Genomic DNA, 10637 nt, shown 5'->3' on the forward strand with positions numbered 1-10637 from the left:
TCGATACCGGATAGCAATTCTGGCATAACTATGACCAAAGAAAACCTTCTTAAAACCTTCTTTATTGCCCATAAAAACGAAAAAAAACCCGCGCCACTTGCGTGGGCGGGTTTTTCGTTGACTGCAGGAAGCTTATTCCACTTCCACCGTTTCCGGTGCTGCCGTCGGTGCCGCGTCTGGCGGTTCCGGGAATTCCAGCAAGACCTGGTCCTTGTCGTCGAGGTCGACGGTGACCCGTCCACCGGTGACCAGGCGGCCGAACAACAGTTCGTCGGCCAGGGCCTTGCGGATCATGTCCTGGATCAAGCGTGCCATCGGACGCGCACCCATGAGCGGATCGAAACCTTTCTTCCCGAGGAAAGCACGCAGCTTTTCGGTAAACACGGCCTCGACCTTTTTCTCGTGCAACTGCTCTTCCAGCTGCATCAGGAACTTGTCGACCACGCGCAGGATGATTTCCTGGTCCAGCGAGCGGAAGCTGATGGTCGCGTCGATGCGGTTGCGGAACTCCGGCGTAAACATGCGCTTGATGTCGGCCATCTCGTCGCCCGCCTGCTTCGAATTGGTGAAGCCGATCGACGTCTTTTGCAAGCTTTCCGCCCCCGCATTGGTCGTCATGATGATGATCACGTTGCGGAAATCGGCTTTGCGGCCATTGTTGTCCGTCAAGGTGCCATGGTCCATGACTTGCAGCAGGATATTGAAAATGTCCGGATGGGCTTTTTCAATTTCATCGAGCAGCAAGACCGCATGCGGCTTCTTGGTGATCGCTTCCGTCAGCAAGCCGCCCTGGTCGAAACCAACATAGCCCGGCGGCGCACCGATCAGGCGCGACACGGCATGGCGTTCCATGTATTCCGACATGTCGAAACGGATCAGCTCGATACCGAGGATGAAAGCCAGCTGTTTCGCCACTTCGGTCTTGCCGACGCCGGTCGGACCGGAGAACAGGAAGGAACCGATCGGCTTGTCCGTCTTGCCCAGGCCCGCACGCGCCATCTTGATGGCCGACGCCAGCGCATCGATGGCGGGATCTTGCCCAAACACGACATTACGCAAATCGCGGTCGATCGTCTGCAGCTTGCTGCGGTCGTCCTGGTTGACCGTTTGCGGCGGAATGCGCGCGATCTTGGCAATGATGTCCTCGATCTCGGCCTTGCCGATGGTTTTCTTTTGCTTCGACTTCGGCAGGATGCGCTGCGCCGCGCCTGCTTCATCGATGACGTCGATCGCCTTGTCGGGCAGATGGCGGTCGTTGATGAAGCGCGCAGCCAGTTCGGCCGCCGTCGACAGGGCCGAGGCCGAGTATTTCACGCCATGGTGCTCTTCGAAGCGCGATTTGAGGCCGCGCAAGATTTGCACGGTTTGCTCGACGGTCGGCTCGTTGACGTCCACTTTCTGGAAGCGGCGGGAGAGCGCATGGTCTTTCTCGAACACGCCGCGGAATTCCGTGTACGTGGTCGCGCCGATGCACTTCAGCTGGCCATTCGCCAGTGCCGGCTTCAGCAGGTTGGACGCATCCAGAGTGCCGCCCGACGCCGAACCCGCACCGATGATGGTGTGGATTTCGTCAATGAACAGGATGCCGTTCGGATTGTCCTTCAACTGTTTCAGCACGGCTTTCAGGCGCTGTTCGAAGTCGCCGCGGTATTTGGTTCCGGCCAGCAAGGCGCCCATGTCCAGCGAATACACGACGGCATTCTGCAGGATTTCCGGCACATCGCTTTGCGTGATGCGGTAAGCGAGGCCTTCGGCGATGGCCGTCTTGCCCACGCCCGCCTCGCCGACCAGCAGCGGATTGTTCTTGCGGCGACGGCACAGGATCTGGATCACGCGGTCGACTTCTTCCTCGCGCCCGATCAGCGGGTCGATCTTGCCTTCGGCAGCGGCCTTGTTCAGGTTTTGCGTGAACTGGTCGAGCGGACTTTCCTTCGGCTGGCCATCGACAGGCGCTTCTTCCACGCCTTCGGAGGCTTTCGCGCTTTCCGTCGACTGGTCCTTGCGCACGCCGTGCGAAATGAAATTGACCACGTCCAGGCGTGTCACGCCCTGCTGGTGCACGTAGTAGACCGCATGCGAATCCTTCTCGCCGAAGATGGCCACCAGCACATTGGCGCCCGTGACTTCCTTCTTGCCATTCGAGGCGGACTGGACGTGCATGATGGCACGCTGGATCACGCGCTGGAAACCAAGCGTCGGCTGGGTGTCGACTTCGCCCGTGCCAGGCACGGTCGGCGTGTTATCGCCGATGAAATTGGTGAGGGTCTTGCGCAGGTCCTCTATATTGACCGCGCAGGCACGCAACACCTCGGCAGCGGAGGGATTGTCCAGCAGTGCCAGCAGTAAATGCTCAACCGTGATGAATTCGTGCCGTGCCTGCCGAGCTTCGACAAACGCCATGTGCAAACTTACTTCTAATTCCTGCGCAATCATACTTCCTCCATCACGCACTGCAGGGGGTGCCCCGCCTTGCGCGCATGCGTTAAAACGAACTCCACTTTGGTACACGCTATATCTTTAGAGAACACGCCGCACACTCCTTTGCCGTAGCGATGAACACTGAGCATGATTTGCGTCGCCGTTTCACGGTCCTTGTTGAAATACTCCTGAATGATGGCCACCACAAATTCCATCGGGGTGTAGTCGTCATTGAGCAAGGCTACCTGGTAGAGCGGTGGCGGCTTCAGCACTTGCCGCTCCAGCAGGGTTTCTGTGTCGTGCTTGGTTGCCATACGCTTATTCTAATGCTTTCACAGTGGTTGTCATGCGCAATATCTACGCCTTTCCAATTGTTTTCAATCTTACGCGTTTTCTTAATAGTGCGCAGATGGCGACCTTGCCGCCAAAATCAAGAGTTGCTTTTTTGGTTGCCGTGAAGAATTTGGCAATATCGATGGAAAAGCGCTTGACTTCATTATTTATTCCGCCAACAATGCTGTATCGACTGTTGCAGTAATGTACAGCTTGATAAGAAGTGAGACGTCGAGGAGGGGGCAAGAAGCTTCTTGCTTTTATGGCTCGTGTGATTTGTTTTAATTTTGAAAGTTCTTTTTATGGCAACAGGTACAGTTAAGTGGTTCAATGATTCCAAAGGTTTTGGCTTCATCACTCCAGATGATGGCGGCGAAGATTTGTTTGCTCATTTCTCCGCAATCAACATGAACGGTTTCAAGACCCTCAAAGAAGGTCAAAAAGTTCAATTCGAAGTCACGCAAGGCCCTAAAGGCAAGCAAGCTTCCAACATCCAAGCAGCCTAAGCATCGCCGGCCCTCAGATGTGAAAAACCCCGTCTCCTGACGGGGTTTTTTTTCGTCCGCAGGGTGCGCAGCACCCTGCCCCTCTATTACATGTGCTCGATCATCACGGCGCCGAAACCGGAGCACGACACTTGCGTGGCGCCTTCCATCAGACGGGCAAAGTCATAGGTGACGCGCTTCGAGGCGATCGATTTTTGCATCGAGGAAATGACCAGATCGGCCGCTTCCAGCCAGCCCATGTGGCGCAGCATCATTTCCGCCGACAAAATCAAGGAACCGGGGTTCACGTAATCCTTGCCCGCGTACTTCGGCGCCGTGCCGTGCGTCGCTTCGAACATGGCGACGGAGTCCGACAGGTTGGCGCCCGGCGCGATGCCGATGCCGCCCACTTGCGCCGCCAGCGCGTCGGAAATGTAATCGCCGTTCAAATTCAGGGTGGCGATGACGCTGTATTCGGCCGGACGCAGCAAAATCTGTTGCAGGAACGCGTCAGCGATGGAATCCTTGACGATGATGTCGCGGCCCGTCTTCGGATTCTTGAACTTGCACCATGGACCACCATCGATCAGTTCGGCGCCGAATTCCTTTTGCGCCAGCGCATACGCCCAGTCGCGGAAGCCGCCTTCCGTGTACTTCATGATGTTGCCTTTGTGCACGATCGTCACGGATGGCTTGTCATTGTCGATCGCGTACTGGATGGCCTTGCGCACGAGGCGTTCCGTGCCTTCGATGGACACGGGCTTGATGCCCAGGCCCGACGTGGCCGGGAAGCGGATTTTCGTCACGCCCATTTCATTGACGAGGAAATCCATCAATTTCTTGGCTTCGGGCGAACCCTGCTGGTATTCGATGCCGGCATAGATATCTTCCGAGTTTTCACGGAAAATCACCATATCCGTCTTTTCCGGCTCTTTCACGGGCGATGGCACGCCCGTAAAGTAGCGCACGGGACGCAGGCAGACGTACAGATCGAGCTGCTGGCGCAAGGCCACGTTCAGCGAGCGGATGCCGCCGCCCACGGGTGTCGTCAGCGGGCCCTTGATGGAAACGACGTAATCTTTGAGTACTTGCAGGGTTTCTTCCGGCAGCCACACGTCGGGGCCGTACACATTCGTCGATTTTTCGCCCGCATAGATTTCCATCCAGCTGATCTTGCGCGCGCCGCCGTAGGCCTTGGCCACGGCAGCGTCGATCACCTTGATCATGACCGGGCTGATGTCGATGCCCGTGCCATCGCCTTCAATGAAGGGAACGATGGGATTATCTGGTACATTCAGCGAAAAATCGGCGTTGACGGTGATTTTTTGGCCGTCAGCAGGTACAGTGATATGTTGATACATCGTGATCTCCGAAGTGGGACGCACCGCTGGCGGGCAACACAGGCCGGCGACGCGCTCTGCGATTGCAGAGTTTACAAAAACAAGTCCGAACAAGGCGGCAACAACGCACTTTAGCAGGGAAAGAACACCCGGACCATCCGCGTCGCCAAAGAACCGCAGCGCCATAGTCTTCTATAAGACATAAGACTAACGTTTCACATTATGCACCAGTATCTTACAGGGCGCCACGCTTTTGCGGCGCCGACCAGCAGCCACCATCGTTTGCATCAATTTATCCAGCATGCCACTCATCCTCTTCAATAAACCATTCCAGGTCCTGTGCCAGTTTTCGCCGCAGGATGGCCGCACCACCCTGGCCGACCATCTCACCATCCCCGGCATCTACCCGGCCGGCCGGCTCGACGCCGACAGCGAAGGCTTGCTGCTGCTGACGGACGATGGCCGCCTGCAGCACGAGATCAGCCACCCGGACCGCAAGGAAGCGAAAACCTACCTGGTGCAGGTGGACGGCGTGCCCGACGCGGCCAGCCTGGCGCGCCTGCAGGCGCCGCTGGACCTGGGCGACTTCATCACCAAGCCATGCAAGGCCGTGCGCATCGCCGAGCCGGACTGGCTGTGGCCCCGCAATCCGCCCATCCGCGCGCGCGCCGACAAGCCCACCGCGTGGCTGGCAATCACTTTAAAAGAGGGAAAAAACCGGCAAGTGCGGCGCATGACGGCCGCCGTCGGCCTGCCCACCCTGCGCCTGGTGCGCAGCGCCATCGGCCCGTTCTCGCTGGCCAGCCATCCCTTGCTGCCCGGCGAATGGTGCGAAGTGCCGGCCGAGAACATAGGAAAAGCGTGAGCGGGACAAGAAAAAACAGCCGCGGCGTCGAATTTTGCCAATAAGCACTATTTATTTTTAGATAATGCATTAAAATCATCCCACCTTAACATGACAGAAAAGGAAAGATGATGAAAAAAGCAATCCTGGCCCTGGCCGCTACCCTGTTTGCTGGCGCCGCACTGGCGCAATCGGGCGCCAAGGTGCACGCTTCCGCCGCGACCGATGCCGTCAAGCCGCCACCCGCCTCGGCTGCCAGCCATGCGTCGGCCGCCACCGACGCCGTCAAACCGGCGCCGCCGGCCTCGGCCACCGTCAACGCTTCGGCCGCGACGGATGCGGCGCGTTCCGGTGCATCAACCAAGGCTTCGGCCGCGACCGATGCACCACGCCTGATTCCCCAGGCGCGCAAGACGAAGCAGCCGGCCGCTGAAGCTGGCAAGCCCGTGAAGTAAATGCAGTTTCCGGGGTTACGGCAGCAGCCATGTTGCTGTAACCCCACGCTTTCGGCGCGGACAGGCAGCATGCTTGACCAGGCAGCCGCCAGCATGGCTTAATCGCCGCTTCGCAGCCACCGTCACGCCCCCATGAAAAATTCCCTACGCCGTCTGATCCTGTCCACCGCTCTGCTGGCCTGCGCCGGCATTGCCCAAGCGCAAACAAAGAGCGTGCAACTGTCGGCTGGCATGCACTTGATCCAGGCGGAAGTGGCCGCCACGGAAGCGCAGCGCGAACAGGGCTTGATGTACCGTGAAAAAATGGAGGCCAATGCGGGCATGCTGTTCGTCTTTGGCAATCCATCGACGCAATGCATGTGGATGAAAAACACGCCGCTACCCCTGTCCGTGGCCTTTATCGATGCCGGCGGCAAGATCATCAACATCGAAGACATGCAGCCGCACACGCTCGACAGCCATTGCTCGACGAAGACCGTGCCCGTGCGCTATGCGCTGGAAATGCACCTGGGCTGGTTCAAGCAAAAGAATATCAAGCCAGGCATGAGCATCGGCAACTTGCCGGCCGCACGTTAGGCGGTGGCCGCTGTCCGCTGCGGACACGGCCGCGAAAAAGAACGCGAAAAAACCCGCCAGAATGAATCTGCGGGTTTTTGCTTTTCAACCAGTGCCAGCGTACCGGCACAGGCAAGGCCACTGTAGTGGCTTGCCTGCTGGCGAATATTAAGCGGACAGTGCTTTCAAAGCAGCTGCCAGACGGCTCTTATGGCGAGCTGCCTTGTTTTTGTGGATGATCTTCTTGTCAGCGATACGGTCGATGGTCGACACGGATGCTTGGAAGATTGCAGCAGCAGCTGCCTTGTCGCCGCCCTGGATCGCTTTGCGAGCAGCTTTGATAGCCGTGCGCAAGGTCGAACGTTGGGACGAATTGTGTGCGTTTTGCTTAACTGCTTGACGAGCGCGTTTGCGCGCTTGTGCGGTATTTGCCATGGAATTTCCTAAAACAGGGTCAAAGTGCGTTTGCAAACATTAGTGTTTGCCAACCGGTGCGTTCTGTGCGTCTGCCGAACCATGTGTGCCAAACCAGTGCCTGTCAAACATTAGTGTCTGCGTAACAGAATTCTGTACAGCCTTCGATTATAGCGATATTTTCAAGCGGGGGCAAATCAAAAAACCGTGTGTCACGTCAAAAACACGTGAAAATGGGCCTGACAAGGGCGAATAGGCGGCGCTTGTTACCCGCTTGTTACCATATTTTAAGCGTTTGCCGGTACCGCGCCCGGCTATAATCTGCCCCCATGAACTTGCTTAAAACCCTCGCCGCCATTTCCAGCATGACCATGCTGTCCCGTGTAACCGGATTATTGCGCGAAAGCCTGTTCGCGCGCGCCTTTGGCGCCGGCGCCTACACGGACGCCTTCATTGTTGCCTTCCGCATCCCCAACCTGTTGCGCCGATTGTTTGCCGAGGGCGCGTTCTCGCAAGCCTTCGTGCCGATCTTGTCTGAATACAAGAACCAGCATGGCCAGGAAGCGAGCAAGCAACTGGCCGACCATGTGGCCACCACTCTCGTCTGGGCCACCCTGCTCGTGTCCGCCATCGGCATCGTCGGCGCACCGTGGTTCGTCTACGCGATCGCCACGGGCCTGTCCAAGGATCCAGGCGCTTTTGACGCTGCCGTGTGGATGACGCGGTTGATGTTCCCCTATATTACTTGCATGTCCTTCGTGGCCCTGGCCGGCGGTATCTTGAACACCTGGCGCGAATTCAAGATTCCCGCGTTCACGCCAGTGCTGCTGAACCTGTCGTTCATCGCCGCCTCGCTATTTCTCGCGCCCCATCTGGCGCAACCGATCTACGCCATGGCCATTGCCGTGTTCGCCGGCGGCCTGCTGCAAGTGGCGATCCAGATTCCCGCGCTGATCAAGATCGGCATGCTGCCCCGCCTGTCGATCAATCCCGCCATCGGCCTGTCCGACGGCGGCGTGCGCCGCGTATTGAAGAAGATGGGACCGGCCGTGTTCGCCGTCTCCGCAGCGCAGATCAGCCTGATGATCAACACCAGCATCGCGTCGCGCCTGGTCGAAGGCAGCATTTCCTGGCTGTCGTACGCGGACCGCCTGATGGAGTTCCCCACCGCCATGCTGGGCGTGGCCTTGGGTACCATCTTGCTGCCCAGCCTGTCGAAGGCGAACGTGGATGGCGACAAGACGGAATACTCGGCCCTGCTGGACTGGGGCTTGCGTTTGACCTTCCTGCTGGCCCTGCCCGCCGCCGTGGGCATGGCAACGCTGGCCACGCCGCTGATCGCCACCCTCTTCCATTACGGCAAGTTCACGGCCGAATCCGTGACCATGTCGACGCAGCCGCTGGTGGCCTACAGCCTGGGCCTGATCGGCATCATCTTGGTAAAAACCCTGGCGCCCGCGTTTTATGCGCGCCAGGATATCCGCACACCCGTGAAAATCGCCATCGGCGTGCTGATCGCCACGCAGCTGATGAATCTGCTGTTCGTGCCCTACATCGCCGTGGCCGGCCTGGCCCTGTCGATCGGCCTGGGCGCCTGCCTGAACGCCACTTTTCTCTACTGGGGCTTGCGCAAGCGCGGCATCTACCAGCCAAAACCGGGCTGGGCCAAGTTCTTCCTGCGCCTGCTGCCGGCACTCATCGTGATGGGCGGCGTGGCGTATGCTGGCGCCATGCGCATCGACTGGATCGCCATGCAAGCCCATCCGCTGTTGCGGGCCGGCGCACTGGCGTTGGTGGTGGCCCTGTGCGGCGTGGCCTACTTTGCCACCTTGTTCCTCGTTGGCTTCCGCTTCCGCGATTTCAAGCGCCACGCGTAACAACATGCGCAGGACGTTGTTGCCTGCGTCTCGCCGTACTAGCGTACTGTCTTCGACTTGGCGCCTAGTCCTGCCCATGTTGTCGCAATCGCACACGTAACAAGAAACAAAAAAACCCGCCTCGGCGGGTTTTGTCATTCTGACCAAAGTAAATCAGGCAGCTTTGCGGGCGCGGCGGGCCGCGAAGCCGACCAGCGCCAGGCCGCCCAGCAGCATGCCGTAGGTTTCCGGTTCCGGCACGGGCAAGGCGGAGACCGTGCCTACGTACTGGCCATTCTGCAAACCGCTCAAGCCCGATACACGCACCTCGTAGTTGCCCGCAGCCAGGGAACCGGCCCAGCTCAGGCTCTGGATGCCGGCCACCGACGTCAGGGTCAGGTCGCCATAACCCACCAGCGTGGCGGCGAAGTTGCTGATCGCGCCTTCGGCAACGGAAAACGTTTGCAAGGCGCCAAACGAGGTCGACGATGGGGTCAGCAGCTTGAAGGTCCACAAATCATTGACCACCGAATTGGCGGCGAAATTGGTGGTGATCGATGCCCGCGTATCGAAGCCGCTCGGATCCAGGATACCCAGATTGTAAGTGGCCGCCGATGCGCTGAACGATGCTGCAGCCAGAATGCCTGCCGCGATAAATTTCAATTTCATAAATTATCCCTTAAAAGTAATTTATGGCCGCCAAGTGGGCCAGCCATCGCTTTAGTACTGAAAGTACCAGGCAGAATGGTAGCATAAAGACATTAAATTACTTGTAATTATTTTATTGAAATTTCATTTATTGAAAGTATTTCCTCTATGAAATGGTTATAAGTCAAGATGAATTTCCAAGTGAAAATAGTTGCCCTTGGATACTTCGTTGTTGACTTATGGTTAAAGCGCATTGCGCGCCTCTTGTTCTGCGCCACTCTCTTCGTCCGGCTCCACCACCTCGGGCGGTACCGGTTCGGGCGCTGGCGCGACAGCTTGTGGCGGTGGAAACAAGGCGGGCTGTGCGGTGGAGGACGGTGTGGCGGCGTCTGCAGGCACCAGCGGCAACCCTGCCGGCGGCACGGGCCCGCCGGCGACAAACTGCCACTCGGACAGGTGCGACTTGCCTTCGAAACCGGTGAAACGGGCCTCGAAATTACCCACTTTCAAAGGCGCGGACGACGACAGGCTATGCACGCCGATGATGCCCTGGCTGCCGGGCTGATACAGCAAGCCCCACTCGGCGCGTCCCGTGATGGGATCGACATACAGCTTGCGCAAATGCCGGCGCACTTGCGGAAAGCGGGGATCGCGCAGCAAGGCGGCCAGAGTCGGCGGCTGCTGCGGCTGGCCGGCTGGCGTGGCGCCCGCGTAACTCTGCAGCGCATCGACAAACTGCGCGCCGATGTCGAGCAATTCCTGCTCGGCCGCCTGGCGCTGCAGCAGGGAACCCATCTTCAGCCCGGCCGCCCCCACGAGGCCCAGGATGGCCACCAGGATGATCAGGCCCAGGTAAGTGAAACCACGCTGGCGGCGCGCAGGACGGTGCATGGCCGCTACCAGTCGGCGAACGGCGTGCCGCTGCGGTCCTTGCCGGGCGCGCCGCTTTTCACGTCATACACCTGGCCCGGCGTGTCGTCGGGCGGCGGCACGATGAGCCAGCTGCTGTCGCTGTCCGTGATGGGGTCGATGGGCATGGCGCGCAGGTATTTCTTTTCCACCAGTTGCTCCAGCGTATCGGGATAACGGCCCGTATCGCCGTGGAACTGGTCGATGGTCGCGCGCAGGTTGCGCAAGTTATCGGCCAGCACGGTTTCCTTCGCCTTGTCGAGGCTGGGAAAATAGCGGGGCACGGCCAGGGTCAGCAGCAGCGCCACGATGCCGAGCACCACCAGCAACTCGATCAGGGTAAAGCCGCGCGTGCGGGCGGCGCGGTCATGGGTACGCAT

13 protein-coding genes are annotated in these 10637 nt (G+C 58.9%); 6 read left to right on the forward strand and 7 right to left on the reverse strand.

Annotated elements, in window-relative coordinates; all coding sequences use genetic code 11:
- Positions 1 to 132: 132 nt before the first annotated feature.
- Both clpA and clpS read right to left on the reverse strand, forming a co-directional pair.
- Positions 133 to 2433, reverse strand: coding sequence for an ATP-dependent Clp protease ATP-binding subunit ClpA (clpA, locus tag KO539_RS26265; protein WP_219312977.1), 2301 nt, complete (start codon positions 2431 to 2433; stop codon positions 133 to 135).
- The gene (gene clpS / locus KO539_RS26270; RefSeq protein ID WP_034751577.1) at positions 2430 to 2732 is read right to left on the reverse strand and encodes an ATP-dependent Clp protease adapter ClpS; all 303 of its coding nucleotides are present in this window, start codon (positions 2730 to 2732) and stop codon (positions 2430 to 2432) included. The genes clpA and clpS overlap by 4 nt, the downstream gene beginning before the upstream one ends.
- A 32-nt stretch (positions 2733 to 2764) precedes the next feature.
- On the opposite strand from clpS, the gene KO539_RS26275 reads away from it, so the two are divergent.
- A complete protein-coding gene (locus KO539_RS26275) occupies positions 2765 to 2956 on the forward strand; it encodes a hypothetical protein (RefSeq protein WP_219312979.1) in 192 nt (63 codons plus the stop codon).
- 97 nt (positions 2957 to 3053) lie between these two features.
- Positions 3054 to 3257 (forward strand): cold-shock protein, encoded by a 204-nt coding sequence (locus tag KO539_RS26280; protein ID WP_010395943.1) that lies wholly within the window; start codon positions 3054 to 3056, stop codon positions 3255 to 3257.
- A gap of 86 nt (positions 3258 to 3343) precedes the next feature.
- Here the strand turns inward: KO539_RS26280 and icd are convergent, their stop codons facing one another.
- Positions 3344 to 4597 carry an NADP-dependent isocitrate dehydrogenase gene (gene icd / locus KO539_RS26285; protein ID WP_035825883.1) on the reverse strand — a complete coding sequence of 418 codons (1254 nt, stop codon included), beginning with the start codon at positions 4595 to 4597 and terminating at the stop codon, positions 3344 to 3346.
- 280 nt (positions 4598 to 4877) lie between these two features.
- Here icd and KO539_RS26290 point away from each other — a divergent pair, with 280 nt between their 5' ends.
- The 3 genes from KO539_RS26290 to KO539_RS26300 all read left to right on the forward strand — a co-directional run bounded on the left by KO539_RS26290 (position 4878) and on the right by KO539_RS26300 (position 6451).
- Positions 4878 to 5441: a pseudouridine synthase gene (locus tag KO539_RS26290; RefSeq protein ID WP_035825881.1), complete on the forward strand. Its 564-nt coding sequence runs from the start codon at positions 4878 to 4880 to the stop codon at positions 5439 to 5441.
- 110 nt (positions 5442 to 5551) lie between these two features.
- Positions 5552 to 5875 (forward strand): hypothetical protein, encoded by a 324-nt coding sequence (locus KO539_RS26295; protein WP_219312982.1) that lies wholly within the window; start codon positions 5552 to 5554, stop codon positions 5873 to 5875.
- Between the two features lie 132 nt (positions 5876 to 6007).
- Positions 6008 to 6451, forward strand: a complete 444-nt coding sequence (locus KO539_RS26300) for a DUF192 domain-containing protein (RefSeq protein ID WP_219312984.1) — start codon at positions 6008 to 6010, stop codon at positions 6449 to 6451.
- Between the two features lie 147 nt (positions 6452 to 6598).
- On the opposite strand, the gene rpsT is transcribed toward KO539_RS26300, so the two are convergent.
- Complete coding sequence (gene rpsT, locus KO539_RS26305; RefSeq protein WP_010395935.1) at positions 6599 to 6865, reverse strand: 30S ribosomal protein S20; 267 nt, start codon at positions 6863 to 6865, stop codon at positions 6599 to 6601.
- A 308-nt stretch (positions 6866 to 7173) separates the two neighbouring features.
- Here rpsT and murJ point away from each other — a divergent pair, with 308 nt between their 5' ends.
- Positions 7174 to 8721 carry a murein biosynthesis integral membrane protein MurJ gene (gene murJ, locus KO539_RS26310; protein ID WP_219312986.1) on the forward strand — a complete coding sequence of 516 codons (1548 nt, stop codon included), beginning with the start codon at positions 7174 to 7176 and terminating at the stop codon, positions 8719 to 8721.
- Positions 8722 to 8874: 153 nt separating this feature from the next.
- Here the strand turns inward: murJ and KO539_RS26315 are convergent, their stop codons facing one another.
- The 3 genes from KO539_RS26315 to KO539_RS26325 all read right to left on the reverse strand — a co-directional run bounded on the left by KO539_RS26315 (position 8875) and on the right by KO539_RS26325 (position 10637).
- The gene (locus KO539_RS26315) at positions 8875 to 9369 is read right to left on the reverse strand and encodes an FxDxF family PEP-CTERM protein (RefSeq protein WP_219312988.1); all 495 of its coding nucleotides are present in this window, start codon (positions 9367 to 9369) and stop codon (positions 8875 to 8877) included.
- A 222-nt stretch (positions 9370 to 9591) separates the two neighbouring features.
- Positions 9592 to 10239 (reverse strand): type II secretion system protein, encoded by a 648-nt coding sequence (locus KO539_RS26320; RefSeq protein ID WP_219312990.1) that lies wholly within the window; start codon positions 10237 to 10239, stop codon positions 9592 to 9594.
- A gap of 5 nt (positions 10240 to 10244) precedes the next feature.
- Positions 10245 to 10637, reverse strand: a complete 393-nt coding sequence (locus tag KO539_RS26325; RefSeq protein WP_219312992.1) for a type II secretion system protein — start codon at positions 10635 to 10637, stop codon at positions 10245 to 10247.

Origin of the sequence: Janthinobacterium sp. NKUCC06_STL (genome assembly GCF_019345455.1) — a bacterium.
In the GTDB taxonomy this organism is placed as follows: Bacteria; Pseudomonadota; Gammaproteobacteria; order Burkholderiales; family Burkholderiaceae_D; genus Janthinobacterium; species Janthinobacterium rivuli.